The sequence below is a fragment of the Bacillus cereus group sp. RP37 genome, from assembly GCF_040459695.1.
Lineage (GTDB): Bacteria > Bacillota > Bacilli > Bacillales > Bacillaceae_G > Bacillus_A.
This window is the reverse complement of the sequence record NZ_JARVHP010000001.1, coordinates 344,051-363,024: the sequence shown is the minus strand read 5'-3', so window position 1 is coordinate 363,024 and position 18,974 is coordinate 344,051. Positions and strand designations below refer to the sequence as shown.

The window sequence follows — 18,974 nt, the reverse complement described above, 5'->3', positions numbered from 1 at the left end:
CATTTCCCCTTTAACCTCTTATTTTTTTGCTACCGTTTCCCCCGCGCGTAACTTCTCTGCAATATCATCGATTTTACGCAAGCGGTGATTAATACCCGATTTACTAATTTTCCCCCCGGATACCATCTCACCTAACTCTTTCAATGTTACATCTTGATAATCTCTTCGTAGTTGCGCAATTTCTCGTAGTTTATCTGGCAATATATCAAGACCAACCGTCTCATCAATATAACGGATGTTTTCAATTTGCCTTAACGCTGCACCAATTGTTTTATTTAAATTGGCTGTTTCGCAATTCACTAAACGATTTACTGAATTACGCATATCGCGAACGATTCGAATGTCTTCAAATCTTAAAAGTGCATTGTGAGCACCTATAATATTTAAAAACTCTGTAATCTTTTCCGCTTCTTTCAAATACGTAATGTACCCTTTTCTTCTTTCCAATGTCTTACTATTTAAATCAAATCCGTTCATCAGTTCACATATAGCATCATTATGTTCCTTATATAACGAAAAGATTTCTAAATGATAAGATGATGTTTCTGGGTTATTTACTGAACCACCTGCTAAAAATGCACCGCGTAAATACGATCGTTTACAACATTTCTTCTCAATCAATTCTTGTGATATATTTCGAATAAATGAAAAGTCGTCTCGAACGATATGAAGATCAGCTAATATTTCGCGAGACTTCTCAACAAGCCGTACGATATATACATTATTTTTCTTCAATCGCATTTTTTTACGAACAAGTAATTCTACCGTCACGTCATATCCTTTTTTCAAAAGCGTATAAATCCTTCTTGCAATTGCCGCATTTTCCGTTTGAATATCGATAGATAGACGACGGTTTGAAAAAGAAAGCGATCCGTTCATTCGAAGTAACGCTGATAATTCTGCTTTCTCACAGCATTCCTTCATCTCAAGATTCGTCAACTCTTTCTTTGTTTCTGATGCAAATGACACAGTCAACACCTCCTTATACGATTATTGTGGAACAAAAATCTTGTCCTATATGAAAGGATGAGCGTTACCTCAAACGAGGCAACGCACATCTACAACAGTGAATATAAAATAGAAGCTAACTTTAATGTATCGTGTCTTACAACACGATCATCATACTTCGCTAATTGATCTTGAATGACATCAATATTGTTTTCGGTAAAACGTTCTTCATCTACTACAACTGGCGCCGACATTTCTTCTTCATATAACTGACGTAATTCACAAGGAATATCACGGTTATTTACAATTGCAGTATCGATAAATGGTTTACCTAAATGATCATGTAACGCCTGCACATGGTCAAACGCAGTATATCCCATCGTTTCACCAGCTTGCGTCATAACATTACATACATATACCTTCTTCGCTTTTGCAGCAAGAACAGCGTCCCCGATTTTGTTAACAACTAAATTCGGTAATATACTCGTATACAAACTTCCTGGACCGAAAACAAGTAAATCAGCTCGTTTAATCTCAGCCAACGTTTCATGTAACGGCTCTACATCTTCTGGAGTTAAAAAGACACGGTTAATCTTCTTTCCGAAATAAGGAATCTTTGATTCACCTGTTACAATTTCTCCATCTTCTAGTACTGCATGCAGTACTGCACTTTGGTTCGCTGCCGGCAATACACGTCCTCTAACATTTAACACTTTACTCGTTTCTGTAATCGCATGGAAGAAGTCTCCTGTAATCGAGGTCATACCCGCCAATAATAAATTTCCTAACGCATGACCTTTCAGTCCGTCTCCCGTTGTGAAACGATGCTGAAATAAAGCTTCCACCAGCGGTTCTACATCTGATAACGCAACAAGTACGTTACGAATGTCACCTGGGGGTGGAATTTCTAGCTCATCACGTAATCTACCTGAACTGCCGCCATCATCAGCGATTGTAACAACTGCTGTAATATCCACAGGATATTGTTTTAATCCTCGTAATAAAACAGAGAGTCCAGTACCGCCTCCCATGATAACAATTTTAGGTTTTCTCTCTTTTTTCATCCCTTAATGGCCCTTTCTCTTCTCCACATCACGATGAGATACATGAACACTATACTCTGGTTTCAAATGTTTCCCAAGGTATTCTGTAAGCGTAACAGAACGATGCTGTCCACCTGTACATCCAATTGCAATTACAAGTTGACTCTTGCCCTCTCTTTTATAATGAGGCAGCATAAAAGTGATAAGGTCCGTCAATTTTTCTAAAAACTTATGCGTCTCATTAAATTTCAGTACATACGATGAAACTTCTTCATCTAGTCCTGTTAATGGCTTCATATGTGGAATGTAATATGGATTTGGTAAAAAACGAACATCAAATACTAAATCTGCATCAATTGGAATACCGTACTTAAATCCAAATGACATAACATTTACACGAAATGCTTGCTCAGTTTCAGTTGAAAACAGATGAACAATCTTTTCACGTAATTCTTTCGGTTTTAAATCCGATGTATCCAGCACAATATTTGCTCGTGCCTTCATATCAGTTAATAAGCCACGCTCCATTTCGATTCCCTTTAACGGTAAACCAGTTGGCGCCAGTGGATGCGAACGTCTCGTTTCTTTATAACGAGTTACAAGCGTGCTATCTTTCGCATCTAAGAATAAAATATGAGGAATAATCCATGTACGTTCTGATAAATCATCAAGTGCTCCCCATAAATGTTCGAAAAACTCTCGGCCACGTAAATCAACGCCAAGTGCCACTTTATTCATTTTCCCTTTTGAATCCGCCATAAGCTCAATAAACTTTGGCAATAACATCGGTGGTAAATTATCAACACAGAAATATCCTAAATCTTCAAAACTTTGTAAAGCTACTGTCTTTCCAGCTCCAGACATTCCTGTAATAATTACCATTTTTATATCATTATTCTCTGTCATCGTATCCTCTCCTTGCCGGTTTAACTCGGATCTAATCGATATGAAAGCAACTCAAAATCTGGGGTATATACAAATGTACCGTAGATTATGCCATTTCCTTTAATTAAATAATCAATAATGTGATAATCTCCTGGTGCCATTGCTAAATCATCAATTTTATCAAATGTATGCCAACCAATGATGCCTTCTTCGCTCTCTAGTTTGTTTTCTCCTGCAAAATCTGTCGCTAAAAAGGAGAACATCATCCATTCAGAAACAACTTTATCACCTTCTTGGATGACAAAGGTGAAGACCCCCTTTAACGCTGGGTTCTTTAAATAAATACCTGTTTCTTCACGATATTCGCGAACAACGGAATCTCTTACTGTCTCACCACGCTCCATTTTCCCGCCTGGTGCAACCCACCAATTCCGACGAGGTTTTTGGAGTAAGAGTACTTCATTATCTCTAATTAACACACAGTTTGTCACTCTTTGCATGTTTCTTCACCTCAGCTACTTGCGGCAAATTTCTCACCGCATACTCATTTCATTATACTATCAAAAACAGTTTGCTACAACGAAGGAGCCAGTCCTCTTTCGCTAAGCACTGCTACTCAACAATTTTTAAAAACTTTCTATAACAAGCAATGTAAATCCCTAGACTTTCAATGAATAGCATAAAAAATCCCCTTCACGATTTTTATCGCCAAGGGGATTAAAGCTCTTATTTCTTACCGAAATAAGTAACAATCGCAAATCCTAAAATAAAGGTAATAATTGAACTTATAATTGAAAATCCTCCAGTTGGAATACCAGGGAACACAATTACAATCGAACCGATAACAAGTCCAATAATTGCCGCAAATGTCATACTTTTATAACGATCTAATAAGAAACTAATTCCTTTACTACTTACAACAAATCCTACCATAACACCAGCACCGATAACTACGATTAAAGGTAAGTTCAGTGTAGTTAAAGCATTAATTGCTGTCGGATACACACCAATAATTAATAAAATAAATGATCCGCTAATTCCAGGAAGCAACATAGCCATACTAGCCATCCATCCTGCGAAAAATAAACCAATTGCATTTAAAATTGTTAACGTCGTAATTGGATCTGCTGCCTTATCTGGTTTAAAGAAAGCTGTGATCGCCACAAGAATTGCTGCAACTATTAATAAAACAATATGCTTACCTTTAAACGATGCCTTCGCATCAGCTTCCCTCATTAACATCGGTAATATACTAATAATTAAACCGAGGAAGAAAAATTGAGTCGGTTCATAATGATTTGCAAGTAAATATTTAATAACGTGACTTAACGTTAAAAACGCTGCTGCCACACCAGCTGCAAGGGGAATTAAAAATCCTAAATGTTTTTTCCATTCACGACTAAAGAACCCACTAATTGCCGCAAGCAATTGTTCATAAATCCCTAACACAACAGCGATTGTACCGCCGCTCACACCAGGAATTAAATCACTAACGCCCATACAAAATCCACGATATATATTACGCCATTCCATACTGAATAAATTCCTCATTTCTTATAGTGATTTTTTCCGTAAAGTCCAGTATATCAATAAGAAAGCTTATAATCCCAATATTTTTTGACAAAACTTTGACATTTTCACACAAAAAAAGAAGAAAGCTCCTATATGTAGCTTTCTTCTCAAAAGGTATAGTATCCCTTATTTTTCTGATACAGTTTTTAGTTCTTCTAATAACTCTTCTACGTAATGTTGTGCGCTTTGCGCTGCAATACTACCGTCACCTGTTGCAGTTACAATTTGACGAAGCATTTTTTCGCGAACATCACCAGCTGCGAAAATACCAGGAACTTTCGTTTCCATACGCTCGTTCGTTTCAAGGTAACCATTTTCATTTGTAATACCTAATTCAACAAATGGTTTTGATAATGGTAACATACCGATGTATATGAACACACCATCAGTTTTGACTTCTTTCTCTTCTCCACTGTTTACGTCTACAAGTGTTACGCTTCCCACTTTACCATTTGCATCGTTAATTTCTTTTATCGTGTGATTCCAAATGAAATCTACTTTCTCGTTTTGGAAAGCACGATCTTGTAAAATTTTCTGTGCACGAAGCGTGTCACGACGGTGAACGATTGTTACTTTTGATGCGAAGCGTGTTAAGAACACACCCTCTTCAACAGCAGAATCTCCGCCGCCAATAACTACAAGTTCTTTTCCTTTAAAGAATGCCCCATCACATACTGCACAATATGATACACCGCGTCCGCCAAGTTCTGTTTCACCTGGTACACCGATTTTTTTATACTCTGCACCGCTCGCAACGATAATTGCACGTGCTTTATATTCTTTTTTGCCAGCAATAATTGTTTTGTATTCTTTACCATCAATGACTGCTTTCACATCACCGTATGCATATTCAGCACCAAATTTCTTCGCATGCTCGAACATTTTATTTGATAAGTCTGGTCCTAAAATAGACTCATAACCTGGGTAGTTTTCTACATCTTCTGTATTTGCCATTTGGCCACCCGGAATACCACGCTCAAGCATTAATGTGCTTAAGTTTGCACGAGATGTATATACTGCAGCTGTCATACCAGCTGGTCCTGCACCAATAATAATGACATCATAAATTTTTTCTTCTGACACACTATTCACTCCTATTCATTCCTACACAATTAAGTTACCCTCATTATACTGTTAGCATCATTTTTTTCCCAATGATTTGCTTACCTTATGTGTGCGTACGCTTAACAGCCTGCACATACTTTCGAACAGTCGCTACAGATACATTATATACATCTCCAAGCTCCGACTGTGTCATCTTATTTCCTTGTTCGCCGCGCACAATGTATTCAACCGCAGCTGACCAGCCGTATACATTTGTAAAAACTGCTCCGGATGTATATAAACGTATGAACGTACAAAACCAAAATTGTAAACACTCTTCGATTAATTCATCATCTTTTTTCGTATAATTGTATAAGGCATCCGCGATTCGCGCGCACTGTTCAAATTGCTGTAAATCAGCTGGAATGCTCTTATGGCTATTCAGTAAAAAGAAATACTTTGCAAGTTGCGATACGATTGGAACACCATTCTTCGCCTGCGTTACATCAAAGAAGAATCCAACCTTCTCTGGCGTTGATAATTCATTCATTAAATATAAAGCTAGCATTTGTTCCTCAAGCGTCGCACTTTGCTGAAATGACTTTCGTAATTCTTCAAATAAAACGTTTTGCTCTTCATCTGCTAAATTCAGCGCATTCCATGGTTCTTTTCCCTTTTTATCAGGGTGTAATTCTACAACATGTTGCCACATTTTTTCAGCTACTTGCTGCTCTTTCACCATATATGCAGAATATGCAAACCAATAATAAAAACTAACGTCTCCTTCGTATCCTTGACGCTTTAATACTTTGAACCATTTATATGCATGCTCGAAATGACCAATTGTCGCAAGGGTCGTTCCAAGTTTCAAACGATGTTCAAATGAAATTGGATATACTGCAACTAACTGAGCAGCTAACGCTTCTACTTGTTTATGCTCTCCAATTGAATATAGAAAAATAAGCGTATTACAAAGCGCATGTATGTTACCAGGATTTTTCTCTAAAATCATTTCCGTTAACTTTAGTGCCTTATCTACATTACCAGATTGAAAATGCGCAATGGCTAAATTATTATGCCCCGACCAAAATTCCGGATAATCTTTCGTAACAATTTCTAATGTAGTAATTGCTTCTTCCAATTGTCCATTACGAATATAACGATTCGCTTCTTCCTGCATAACAATTAAATCATCTTCATCCTCAATCTCTTCTGCACCCATCGCTTCTTCTTCCATAATTTCAAGTAATTCTAATGTATCCTCTACGAATTCCTTCTCTTCTGCAACTTCTAAATAGCGCTCCGCATACTTTTTCGCCTGCTGAAATAGACCCATATATGCATAGTTATTTGCAATAAAATAATAGCATTGTTCAAGATCAGGGTTAGTTCTAACTAGCCTTAAGAATATTTGATTCGACTCTTGGTATTCACCAGACTCAGACAATACTGTTGCTAATTGGCATAAAATAAACGGCTCCTTCTCACTTTGTGCCGCTCTTCGAAAATATTTAATTGCATCTTGCAATTTTTGCCCTTTGTAAGCCCTCATCCCTTTTTTATAAAAGAAGTCCGCTAATTGATTAAAAGAGATAACTTGTCCGTTCTCCTTATACATTCTTTGATTTTTCCCCATATATCCTCCAGTTTTTTGTTTTCTTCGTTCACACATTCTTCTATCTATAAGTATAAACGATTCCGTAAAAAACAAAACAGTATATTGTACTCAATTATTTCCTTTTTATTCATTAAAAAAGAAGAGAAATGTTACATTTTTAGCATCAACCTTCTCTAGCAATCATCTCTTCTTTTGTATAAATAACACGCATTGGATTTCCACCCACGAAAGCGCCGCTTGGTACATCTCTATGAACAAGTGTGCCAGCTGAAACAATCGCAGCATCCCCAATTTCCACACCTGGTAATATAGTTGTATTTGCTCCAATCATCACTTCATTTCCTATGACGATCTCTCCAAGTCGATATTCGCGAATTAAATATTCATGTGCTAAAAGCGTTGTATTATAGCCGATAATCGAATTTTCTCCCACAGTTATCTTTTCTGGGAACATAATGTCCGGCATTACCATAAGCGCAAATGATGTTTTCTTTCCGACTTTCATCCGTAAAAACGTGCGGTACAACCAATTCTTGACGGATAAAAATGGCGTATAGCGCGCAATTTGGATAATAATAAAGTTCTTCATTACCTTCCAAAAAGACACTGTTTTATACACATTCCATAATGAATTTTCTCCTGAAACAGGATAGCGCGTTGTCCGTCGCACTTAGCTCGCCCCTCTACTAAAAAGTGAAACTGTAAGTTAGTAGAGAAACACACCCCTACTAACTTGCTTGGACCTTTATGAACGGTTCATATCAGACAAAATCGGTAGTAAATCACTCATTTTATCTAACATAAAGTCCGGCTTGTAAGCCTCTAAATACGCTCTACCTTTCAACGTCCATGAAACCGCAGCTGTTTTCGTGCCCGCATTTTGTCCGCCGACAACATCATGATGATTATCCCCAACCATCAATGCTTCTTCCGGTTTCGCATCCAATAACTCAAGCGCTTTTTGAAGTGGCTCTGGATGTGGTTTCACATGCTCTACATCATCAATTGTCACAACAACATCAAAAAATTCATCAAGCTTTGACAACTTTAATCCCATCTCAACGGTTTGTCTCGCTTTCGTTGTAACAATACCAACTTTATAGCCTTGCTTCTTCAACTCTTGAACTGTTTCATATACAGTTTCATATTCTTCCACTAATTCATCGTGATGATCATGGTTAAATTGACGATAACATGTAATCATCTCTTCAACCTTGTTTGCATCAATCTTGCTGAAAGTATCATGTAAAGAAGGGCCGATAAATGGCAATACATCTTCACGCTTATATTGACTTGGATAATATGTATGTAACGTATGTAAAAAAGAAGAAATAATAAGTTCGTTTGTATTAATTAAAGTTCCATCTAAATCAAATAACACTGTATTTATTCTCATTGCCTTAGTCCCTTCTCTTTCCTGAATATGAAAGAAGCAGCATCTTGTAATAAGATGCTACTTTTCTCTAATTTTCCGAATATCTTTTATCAGCTTGCCCCATTTTTCGTCTCACAATAATGAAAATAATAGAAATAACAACAAGTCCAATTGACATTACTTGTGCGATACGAAGTGGTCCTAACATTAAACTATCTGTACGTAAACCTTCTACGAAGAAGCGCCCTACTGAATACCAAATTAAATACGTGAAGAATAATTCCCCGCGTCGTAAGTTCACTTTTCGTAATGCAAGTAATAAAATGACACCTGCAAAATTCCATAATGATTCATATAAAAACGTCGGATGATAGTACACACCCTCAATGTACATTTGATTAATAATGAAATCCGGTAAATGAAGACCTTCTAAAAACTGTCTCGTTACTTCATCACCATGTGCCTCTTGGTTCATAAAGTTTCCCCATCGGCCAATTGCTTGTCCTAGTAAAATACTCGGCGCAGCAATATCAGCCAACTTCCAGAATGAAACCCCGCGTCGTTTCGCAAATAGAATCCCTGTAATAACAGCCCCGATTAAACCACCATGAATCGCCAAGCCACCTTGACGAATATTAATAATTTGACTCGGGTTTTGCGCGTAATATTCCCATTCAAAAATAACATAGTACATTCTCGCAAATAGAATAGCGATCGGTACTGCAATTAATACAAGGTCAACGAATGTATCTTTTGGAATACCTAGCCTTTCTCCCTCACGAGTTGCTAGCCAAAGACCTAATAGCACACCTGTACCGATAATAACCCCATACCAATACACAGGGAACGGCCCAAGTTGGATGGCTACGCGGTCAAGCTGTGGTACAGAACCTAACAGCATATGTATGACCTCCCTCTCCAAAGTTTACTCCTGATTCCCTAACTCAATCGCACTCATTAATCGTTCTGAGAACTGCTGTGCTGCATTGACTCCCATACGTTTTAAACGGAAGTTCATCGCTGCTACTTCAATAATAACAGCCAAGTTTCGACCAGGACGAACTGGAAGTGTAATCTTCGTAAGTTCTGTATCAATAATTTTCATCTTCTCTTCATCAAGACCTAAGCGATCATAATTTTTCTTTTGATCCCAAATTTCAAGATTAATAACAAGCGTAATACGCTTATAATTTCGCACTGCCCCTGCACCGAATAACGTCATCACGTTAATGATACCTAGACCACGAATTTCTAATAAATGCTCAATTAAATCTGGTGAGCTTCCTACTAATGTGTCTTCATCTTCTTGGCGAATTTCTACACTATCATCCGCAACAAGGCGGTGACCACGCTTCACAAGTTCAAGAGCTGTCTCACTTTTACCAACACCACTTTGACCTGTAATTAAAACACCAACACCGTAAATATCTACTAATACACCATGAACAGCAGTTGTTGGTGCTAACTTACCTTCTAAATAATTGGTTAAACGACTTGATAATCTCGTTGTCGTTTGAGAAGAACGTAATAAAGGCATGCCTGATTCACGTGATGCTTGTAATAACTCATCTGGTACATCTTGATTACGAGTTATAATAATACATGGTGTCTCCTCGGTACAAAGCGCTTTCATTCTCTCTTGTTTTTGCTCTGTTGTTAACGTATCAAAGAACGTAAGCTCCGTCTTTCCAAGAAGCTGCACACGATCAGCTGGATAATAAGTAAAAAATCCTGCCATTTCAATTCCAGGTCGTGATAAATCACTTGTATCAATCGGACGATGAATTCCTTCTTCACCACTTATTAACTCCAATTGAAATTGTTCAATTAAATCTTTTGTCCTTACTTTCGGCATATGTATAAACCTCCACTCCGCTGCGGGTTCAGTCTCATTTGATGTAAAATTCCATTCTACCGGATATTGTACCATTTTTTTCTGGAAACAAGAAATACGGTTTCTAATAAATAGAAAAAAACATTTCATACAAACAATGAAATGTTTTTCTTTTTGTCATTTTCTCTTTTTTTCATATAGCGGTTCCACAATTGCCTTTTCAATAATCATATTAAAAATTGAAATACAAATTGCTGCAACGATCGCTACACCAAACCCTGATATATTAAATGCATCTCCTAATAATGAATCTGCTATTTTTAACGTAATCGCATTAATAACAATTAAGAAGAACCCGAAAGTTACAACAGTAATTGGTAACGTAATTAAAATTAAAAACGGTTTTACGAATACATTTAAAACAGCCAAGATAATACTCGCAATAATTGCAGTTTGTATATTTGCTACGTAAAACGCGTCTGGTGCAATCCCTTTTAAAAGTCCCGATACAGCGATTAACACAACGCTATTTACAAGAAGTGATACAATCCATCTCATTTTCTTACACATCCTTTTGACATATATATTTCATCATACGCTAATAGCTAATAAACGCAAGTATCATGCAAACACTTATATCAACCTATTCTACTCTTCATGCTTGTATACCTACTAACATTTCTTTGTGAAATAAGGGCCATACCATCCATGCTCATGCGTTTTCACAAAGGTCCAAGTGAACTCTTTATCTACAATATAAATATCACCTTTATACGCATCGTCCGTCTCCCTTAATATATCATCTATATGCAATAAGCTCGAATCCTTTATTAGCAGTACGTCGTCACAATGTTGATAGAATACATAACAATCCTTTTTCACTTCATTATGAAACGCGTTCTCTGCTTCTTTACCCTCTAAACACTTCTTTTTCTCATAACTAAATATGTGCCATAGATAACCACATGCATACTTATCTCCGTAAAGGAAAATGTCTTCTTTCTCCTCATCGCTTAAATGATTTGCAAAATGATCCTCCCAGCGCTTGCGAAAATATACACCCCACTTTTGAAACTCTCTTACCTTCATGTTCTTCTTTAATCCTTCTAAGAACTCCATCTTCTCCCCCCTACGAAATAAAAACCGAGTGTCATTTCCACTCGGTTTTTATTCATACACTTATTGTGATAACTCTACTTCTTTTATTTTCTCTTTCATTCTCGCTTTATCACGAACTAAAATATCTTTTAAATACTTACCTGTATATGAGCGCTCTTCTTTTACTACTTGTTCTGGCGTTCCGGATGCAACGATTTGTCCACCTTTGTCCCCGCCCTCTGGTCCAAGGTCAACGATATAATCAGCTGTTTTAATTACATCTAAATTATGTTCAATCACAAGTACTGTTTCACCACTCTCAACAAGGCGCTGCAACACTTCTAGAAGACGTGCGATATCATGCGCATGTAAACCAGTAGTTGGCTCATCTAAAATGTATAGCGTACGTCCTGTAGAACGACGGTGTAATTCAGAAGCTAGTTTCACGCGCTGTGCTTCTCCTCCAGATAACGTCGTAGCTGGTTGCCCTAATTTCATATAACCAAGCCCAACGTCTACAAGCGTTTGGAGTTTACGCTTAATTTTCGGGATATTAGCGAAGAATTCTACCCCGTCCTCAATTGTCATCCCTAACACTTCAGAAATGTTCTTATCTTTATACTTCACTTCTAACGTTTCACGATTGTATCGTTTACCATGACAAACTTCACACGGAACGTATACGTCTGGTAAGAAGTGCATTTCGATTTTAATAATCCCATCACCGCGGCACGCTTCACAACGTCCACCTTTTACATTAAAGCTGAAACGTCCTTTTTGATATCCGCGCACTTTCGCTTCATTCGTTTGTGCAAACACATCACGAATATCATCGAATACACCTGTATACGTAGCTGGATTAGAACGTGGTGTACGACCGATTGGCGATTGATCAATATCGATTACTTTATCTAAATGCTCAAGACCTTTAATCTCTTTATGCGTACCTGGTTTCGCTTTCGCTTTATATAACTTTTGCGCTAATGATTTATATAATACTTCATTAATCATCGTACTTTTACCAGAACCAGATACACCAGTTACCGCTACAAACGTACCAAGCGGGAATGACATCTTGGCATTCTTTAAGTTATTCTCTTTTGCACCGATGATTTCCACTTTACGTCCGTCACCCTTACGTCTTTCAAGTGGAACCGGAATAAACTCTTTACCGCTTAAATACTTCCCTGTTAATGAATTTTCATCTTGCATCACTTCAGCTGGCGTCCCCGCTGATACAACTTGACCACCGTGAATACCAGCACCAGGTCCGATATCAAGTAAATAATCAGCAGCCATCATCGTATCTTCATCATGTTCAACGACAATTAACGTATTTCCTAAATCGCGCATTTCTTGCAATGTGCGAATAAGACGATCGTTATCGCGCTGATGCAAACCGATAGAAGGCTCATCAAGAATGTAAAGTACGCCAGTCAGACGAGAACCGATTTGTGTCGCTAAACGAATACGCTGTGCCTCACCACCTGATAAAGTTCCTGCAGCACGACTTAACGTTAAATAGTCTAAACCGACGTTTACTAAGAATCCAACGCGCTCCTGAATTTCTCTTAAAATTAAATGAGCAATTTTTTGTTGTTTCTCCGTTAGCTCCACATTTGAGAAGAATTCCTGTACTTCTTGAACAGAATACTTCGTTACGTCAGCAATCGTTTTATCACCAACGAAAACAGCTAAACTCTCAGGCTTTAAGCGTCCACCTTTACACTTCGGACAAGCTTGCTCTGCCATATATTTCTCCATTTGCTCACGAATATAATCAGAACTCGTTTCACGATAACGACGTTCGATATTTGGAATAACACCTTCAAATAAAATCTCATTTTCCTTTACTTGACCAAATTCATTTACATAGCGGAAATAAACCTTCTCCTCTCCGCTTCCGTACAACACTTTATCAAATAAATCTTTCGATATATCTTTCACAGGCATATCCATATCAACGCCGTAATGATTACATACAGATTGTAAAAGTTGTGGATAGTATTGTGAACTTGTCGGTTCCCAAGGCGCAATCGCATGTTCATTTAATGATAAATCCCAGTTCGGGATAACAAGTTCTAAATCTACCTCTAACTTTGAACCAAGTCCATCACAAGAAGGACATGCCCCAAATGGACTGTTGAATGAGAACATACGCGGCTCTAATTCTCCGATTGAAAAACCACAATGCGGACAAGCATGATGTTCACTAAACAGAAGTTCCTCTTCTCCCATTACATCGATTAACACTCGTCCCCCGCCAAGCTTTAATGCACTTTCAAGAGAATCCGCAAGACGGCTTGCAATCCCTTCTTTTACAACAATACGGTCAATTACAACTTCGATAGAATGCTTCTTATTTTTATCTAACGCAATATCTTCAGATACATCAAGCATTTCACCATCAACACGTACACGAACATACCCTTGCTTCTTAATATCTTCAAGCACTTTCACGTGCGCACCTTTACGCCCAGAAACGATAGGAGCTAACACTTGTAATTTCGTACGTTCAGGATATTCAAGTACACGGTCTACCATTTGCTCTACTGTTTGTGATGTAATTTCAATGCCATGATTCGGACAAATCGGCGTACCAATTCGCGCAAATAATAAACGTAAATAATCATAAATCTCTGTGACCGTTCCAACTGTTGAACGAGGATTACGACTCGTCGTTTTTTGATCGATTGAAATCGCTGGTGACAATCCTTCAATCGTATCTACATCTGGCTTATCCATTTGTCCTAAAAACTGGCGCGCATACGCAGATAACGATTCTACGTATCTGCGCTGCCCTTCTGCGTAAATCGTATCAAACGCTAATGATGACTTCCCTGAACCAGACAATCCCGTTACAACAACAAGCTGATTTCTCGGAATGGTTACATCAATATTTTTTAAGTTATGTGCTCTAGCACCTTTTACAACAATAAAATCCTTACTCACGCTCACTCTTTTCACCCTTCCGCTTTTAATTCTAATAGTAAATCTCTTAATTCAGCTGCACGCTCGAAATCTAACGCTTTTGCTGCCTCTTTCATCTCTGCTTCCATCTTCGTAATTGTCTTTTCACGCTCTTTTTTCGTCATCTTCTTAGCTGGCGCTGCTTCATATGTTTCTGGCTCTTCAGCAGCTGTCGTTGCCCGGATTACATCACGCACGCCTTTTTGAATCGTTTTCGGCGTAATACCATGCTCTTTATTGTAAGCTTCTTGTATAGTACGACGACGCTGCGTTTCTTCAATCGCAATTCCCATTGATCTCGTTATACGATCTGCGTACATAATAACGCGGCCATTTTCATTACGCGCCGCACGACCGATTGTTTGAATTAACGAACGCTCTGAACGCAAGAAACCTTCTTTATCAGCATCTAAAATAGCTACAAGTGATACTTCTGGAATATCTAACCCTTCTCGTAATAAGTTAATACCAACGAGTACATCAAACTTACCAAGGCGAAGATCACGGATAATTTCAATACGTTCTAACGTTTTAATTTCAGAGTGAAGATAGTTCACTTTAATTCCTACATCTTTTAAGTAGTCCGTTAAATCCTCTGACATCTTCTTCGTTAAAGTCGTAATTAATACACGTTCATTTTTCGCAATGCGATCTTGAATCTCTCCTAATAAATCGTCAATTTGCCCTTCAATTGGTCGTATATCAATTGGTGGATCTAAAAGCCCTGTTGGACGAATAATTTGTTCTATTACTTCTGGCGACTGCTCTAACTCATACGGTCCTGGCGTTGCCGAAACGTAAATAACTTGATTCGTTTTCTCTTCAAACTCATCAAACATAAGCGGTCTATTATCTAAAGCTGATGGCAGACGGAATCCATGATCCACAAGCACTTGCTTACGTGCTTGGTCTCCGTTATACATCGCTCTTACTTGCGGTACTGATACGTGCGACTCATCCATAACGATTAAGAAATCTTCCGGGAAATAGTCTAATAACGTATACGGCGTTGCACCTGCTGGTCGAAGCGTTAAATGGCGGGAATAGTTTTCAATCCCTGAACAAAAGCCCATCTCGCGCATCATTTCTAAATCATAACGTGTACGTTGCTCTATACGCTGCGCTTCTAACAACTTGCCATTATCATTTAATTCCTTTAAACGCTCTTCTAATTCTTTTTCGATATTTTCAATAGCGACCTTCATCTTTTCTTCACGTGTAACGAAGTGAGATGCTGGGAAGATTGCTACATGATCACGTTCTGCTAATACTTCACCTGTTAACGCATTTACTTCGCGAATACGATCAATTTCATCGCCGAAAAATTCAATTCGAATACAATGCTCGTCAAGTGATGCTGGGAAGATTTCAACTACATCTCCGCGCACACGGAATGTACCACGCTTGAAATCAATATCATTACGTCCATACTGCACATCAACAAGTTCACGAAGCAATTGATTACGGTCCTTTTCCATACCAACTCGAAGTGAAACAACTAACTCGCGGTATTCTTCTGGAGAACCTAAACCATATATACACGAAACACTCGCAACAATAATCACATCATCCCGTTCAAATAATGAAGACGTTGCTGAGTGACGCAATTTATCGATTTCATCATTAATCTGCGCGTCTTTTTCAATAAACGTATCTGTTTGCGGCACATACGCTTCTGGCTGATAATAATCGTAATAACTAACAAAATATTCAACTGCATTATTCGGGAAAAAGTCTTTCAACTCACTATATAACTGTCCCGCTAACGTTTTATTATGAGCCATGACAAGTGTTGGCTTCTGCACTTCTTTAATGACATTTGAAATCGTAAATGTCTTACCCGTTCCTGTCGCTCCAAGCAACACTTGCTTTTTCTTTCCACTATTAATTCCCTCTACAAGCTTCTCTATAGCTACCGGCTGATCACCTTGCGGGGAATACGCTGAGATAATTTCAAATTGATGTTCCAAGTAAAATCCGACCTCCTCATAAAAAATCTGTATTATTATTTTACCACGAATGCCCATAAAAAACCTAAAAAAACGAACAGATATTCGGTAAAATTTTCGACAATATATACATAGAAAAAGGAAGGAGTCAAATCTTCCTTCCTCTACTAACTCTATTTTTTAGGTACATATAATAAATCATATCCATTGCGCCCATTTTCATTCGCACAGTCTATTAACCTATAAGCCGTTTGTGATTCACGTTGCTCTTTAACAATCCTTTTACAGCTATCTTTATGTAACCCGTTATCCTCACCAGCAAATTGGTCTTTTCTATTATCTGACACATAAAGTATATCGTTCTCACTATGCTCTAACGTTTGAAAAACTGGATCCCCTTCATGTGTGTAATGTACAATCCTTATTTTATCAACTTTCCCTTGTTCCACATTCAAAACGAACTGCTCCAATTTATCTAGATTGGAAGTTCTTGCTCCCTTCACAATGACATCATTCTTCTTATCAATTGTACTGTTAGATTGTGAGCATGCTACTAAACTACAGAGAAATAGACATATAAAACCGGTTCTTTTTCCTATTGTCATCCTCTCCTATAACAACGATTTGTATACCCAAAAAGCTACTTCCTTCTATGAAAGTAGCTTCTCTTTTCCTTTCGCCTTCTTCGGGAAAAGAACATATGAAAATGAAATCGCTGTATCAACTAAAAATATAATCGCCCACACTTGGCTCACGCGACTTGCAGCTTTATTTAAAACAATTCCTGACTCTAACCAATTGCCCCATTGTTCAAATGGAATCAATCCGTACGCGAAGAAAAAGAATATATGAACAGCAACGAATAAAACAAGATGTACTACCAAATTTTTCACTTCCTGCTTCGCATAGGCCATACCTGTTAATTCTACCTGTTCTTCCATAATAGGCGCCGGTTCATTCCGCCATTTCGCAACTAACTTTTGCGCAAATATATCAAGCTTCTTCAAATCCTTTTTCCCGTAAAAGACTGCATACAATAAAATAATTACAGTAATAATTTGAAAGTTAGAGAACTTTCCTGTTTGATAATAGTCCACTACTCCTAAAGTTAAAATAAACACTTCATTTACGAGGAGTACAATCCCCATAATAAAACTCGCCTTTTTCAAACGGAATCCGTAACGGAGTAAAAAGAAACCGATAGCTGATAACCAAAATACAATTTCCGCCCCAATTAAAAAATACCAACGATATTCTGCGAGTATACTCATTTATCCTTCTCCCTTTCATCATAAATACGAAAAGCCTCATCCATATATACTAAAAGTTCTTCTTCAATTGGATACATGCTCATTTTCTGTGAATCTTCCTTCGATTTTCTAACTTCCCATAACTTATCTAAAAAGGCTTCGTCACCATTGGCCATTTCTAGACACTTCTGCATTAATTTCTTCGTTGCCTCTTGTACCTCATCACTCCCTGCTTCCTTACCATCTTTCATAAAATGACGTAATTGCTTTAATAAATCTACCCATTCTAAAACATTCGGATCTTCTTCACTCATCTTTGGTAAGTTATGAAGCAATTTTTGTTCTTCCTTTGAAAATACTTCATTTTGAAATATTTCACGTATACGAGGAGACTGTTTTGAAAGCTGAATAAGTTCAAACATAACTTTCCAATCAAGTTCTCCCTCTACATCTACCGAATAAACAACCGCTTGTAAAACACGCTCCATTCGATTGAACTTCTTTTGTTCTTCCTGTACAAATCGAAGTTGTTTTTCAAGAGAATCCTTTAAATTCAGCTCACCTTTTACTAACATATTCGCAGTTTCTTTTAATGAAAATCCCATTTCTTTTAAAAATAAAATTTGTTGCAAACGAATGACATCAGTTTCACTATATAACCGATGTCCACCCTCTGTTTTCCCACTTGGCTTTAATAAATCTATTTGATCATAATAACGTAATGTACGTACCGTAACCCCTGTTTCTCTCGTCAATTGCTGTATTGAAATCACTACCATCACCTCTTCCCCTTCATTATAAAAGATGACGTTACGTAACTTTCAAGTGTTTTGTAAAAAAAATACAAAAAGCTGTTTATACTCTTTGTATAAACAGCTTTTATGGAAATAACCCCTTTTGTACAGCACGACCACAAAATAAAATAAGTGCTCCAACAACAACGCTCGTTGCTGTTTTATGATAATGGGCTGATAGTAATAAATAATACGATAAACCTACAGTACCAATCATAATACAAATACTTGGCACTGGATTACGAGAAAAATTTTGCATTCCCCAAAGAAGCGCAAATATAGCTGTAGCGACACATAACACCGGTAATCCCATCCCAGTTCCCCTTTTCTATTTATGCCTTACTCAGGCGATGCCAAACTCATACACGATCAGCCTCTTTACTATTTCTATATCTCCACTTCGGCCAATAGTTCACAAGAAAATACACCCACTGCCCTAGTACAAATAAAACAAACGGCATACCAGCATTTCCATCAACAATTAAATTATATAAACCCCATATCGCTAAACTAATCGTAAAAAATAATCCTACATATTTAAACGCTTTATCTGACTGGAATCTCTCAAACTCATCCTGCATTTTTTCATTCCTC

The 18,974-nt window shown here is 37.6% G+C and carries 20 protein-coding genes; all 20 read right to left on the bottom strand.

From position 1 onward, the window contains the following. Positions 1 to 18: 18 nt before the first annotated feature. Positions 19 to 969, bottom strand: coding sequence for a DNA-binding protein WhiA (whiA, locus tag QCI44_RS01745; protein ID WP_000006561.1), 951 nt, complete (start codon positions 967 to 969; stop codon positions 19 to 21). Positions 970 to 1,058: 89 nt separating this feature from the next. After that, entirely contained in the window at positions 1,059 to 2,012 is a 954-nt protein-coding gene (locus tag QCI44_RS01740) for a gluconeogenesis factor YvcK family protein (RefSeq protein WP_016136006.1), read from the bottom strand. Positions 2,013 to 2,015: 3 nt separating this feature from the next. Next, the gene (gene rapZ / locus QCI44_RS01735) at positions 2,016 to 2,897 is read right to left on the bottom strand and encodes an RNase adapter RapZ (protein ID WP_016085598.1); all 882 of its coding nucleotides are present in this window, start codon (positions 2,895 to 2,897) and stop codon (positions 2,016 to 2,018) included. A 20-nt stretch (positions 2,898 to 2,917) separates the two neighbouring features. After that, on the bottom strand, positions 2,918 to 3,376 hold the full coding sequence (locus QCI44_RS01730; protein WP_001190080.1) for an NUDIX hydrolase: 459 nt from the start codon (positions 3,374 to 3,376) through the stop codon (positions 2,918 to 2,920). Between the two features lie 226 nt (positions 3,377 to 3,602). Next, positions 3,603 to 4,409 (bottom strand): DUF368 domain-containing protein, encoded by an 807-nt coding sequence (locus QCI44_RS01725; protein ID WP_016085597.1) that lies wholly within the window; start codon positions 4,407 to 4,409, stop codon positions 3,603 to 3,605. 165 nt (positions 4,410 to 4,574) lie between these two features. Continuing rightward, complete coding sequence (trxB, locus tag QCI44_RS01720; protein WP_001288065.1) at positions 4,575 to 5,531, bottom strand: thioredoxin-disulfide reductase; 957 nt, start codon at positions 5,529 to 5,531, stop codon at positions 4,575 to 4,577. Between the two features lie 85 nt (positions 5,532 to 5,616). Then, positions 5,617 to 7,128, bottom strand: coding sequence for a tetratricopeptide repeat protein (locus QCI44_RS01715; protein ID WP_016085596.1), 1,512 nt, complete (start codon positions 7,126 to 7,128; stop codon positions 5,617 to 5,619). Between the two features lie 145 nt (positions 7,129 to 7,273). Beyond that, positions 7,274 to 7,780 (bottom strand): acyltransferase, encoded by a 507-nt coding sequence (locus QCI44_RS01710; RefSeq protein WP_016085595.1) that lies wholly within the window; start codon positions 7,778 to 7,780, stop codon positions 7,274 to 7,276. A 75-nt stretch (positions 7,781 to 7,855) separates the two neighbouring features. Further along, positions 7,856 to 8,506 (bottom strand): pyrophosphatase PpaX, encoded by a 651-nt coding sequence (gene ppaX / locus QCI44_RS01705; protein ID WP_016085594.1) that lies wholly within the window; start codon positions 8,504 to 8,506, stop codon positions 7,856 to 7,858. 67 nt (positions 8,507 to 8,573) lie between these two features. Then, positions 8,574 to 9,386 (bottom strand): prolipoprotein diacylglyceryl transferase, encoded by an 813-nt coding sequence (lgt, locus tag QCI44_RS01700; protein ID WP_088084569.1) that lies wholly within the window; start codon positions 9,384 to 9,386, stop codon positions 8,574 to 8,576. Between the two features lie 24 nt (positions 9,387 to 9,410). Further along, positions 9,411 to 10,340 (bottom strand): HPr(Ser) kinase/phosphatase, encoded by a 930-nt coding sequence (gene hprK, locus QCI44_RS01695; RefSeq protein WP_001127251.1) that lies wholly within the window; start codon positions 10,338 to 10,340, stop codon positions 9,411 to 9,413. Positions 10,341 to 10,496: 156 nt separating this feature from the next. Next, entirely contained in the window at positions 10,497 to 10,877 is a 381-nt protein-coding gene (locus tag QCI44_RS01690) for a phage holin family protein (RefSeq protein ID WP_001267308.1), read from the bottom strand. A gap of 114 nt (positions 10,878 to 10,991) precedes the next feature. Continuing rightward, a complete protein-coding gene (locus tag QCI44_RS01685) occupies positions 10,992 to 11,438 on the bottom strand; it encodes a DUF4275 family protein (protein ID WP_088084570.1) in 447 nt (148 codons plus the stop codon). Between the two features lie 60 nt (positions 11,439 to 11,498). Beyond that, the gene (gene uvrA, locus QCI44_RS01680) at positions 11,499 to 14,369 is read right to left on the bottom strand and encodes an excinuclease ABC subunit UvrA (protein WP_353811518.1); all 2,871 of its coding nucleotides are present in this window, start codon (positions 14,367 to 14,369) and stop codon (positions 11,499 to 11,501) included. 11 nt (positions 14,370 to 14,380) lie between these two features. Beyond that, positions 14,381 to 16,357 (bottom strand): excinuclease ABC subunit B, encoded by a 1,977-nt coding sequence (gene uvrB / locus QCI44_RS01675; RefSeq protein WP_016085590.1) that lies wholly within the window; start codon positions 16,355 to 16,357, stop codon positions 14,381 to 14,383. Positions 16,358 to 16,509: 152 nt separating this feature from the next. Further along, a complete protein-coding gene (locus QCI44_RS01670; protein WP_016085589.1) occupies positions 16,510 to 16,941 on the bottom strand; it encodes a DUF4362 domain-containing protein in 432 nt (143 codons plus the stop codon). Between the two features lie 45 nt (positions 16,942 to 16,986). Further along, positions 16,987 to 17,607 carry a hypothetical protein gene (locus QCI44_RS01665; RefSeq protein WP_353810985.1) on the bottom strand — a complete coding sequence of 207 codons (621 nt, stop codon included), beginning with the start codon at positions 17,605 to 17,607 and terminating at the stop codon, positions 16,987 to 16,989. Further along, positions 17,604 to 18,365, bottom strand: a complete 762-nt coding sequence (locus tag QCI44_RS01660) for a MerR family transcriptional regulator (RefSeq protein ID WP_353810984.1) — start codon at positions 18,363 to 18,365, stop codon at positions 17,604 to 17,606. Before QCI44_RS01660 ends, QCI44_RS01665 begins: the two co-directional genes overlap by 4 nt. Positions 18,366 to 18,465: 100 nt before the next feature. After that, positions 18,466 to 18,693, bottom strand: a complete 228-nt coding sequence (locus QCI44_RS01655) for a hypothetical protein (RefSeq protein WP_016085586.1) — start codon at positions 18,691 to 18,693, stop codon at positions 18,466 to 18,468. Positions 18,694 to 18,739: 46 nt separating this feature from the next. Beyond that, entirely contained in the window at positions 18,740 to 18,961 is a 222-nt protein-coding gene (locus QCI44_RS01650) for a hypothetical protein (RefSeq protein WP_016136014.1), read from the bottom strand. Between the last annotated feature and the right edge of the window lie 13 nt (positions 18,962 to 18,974).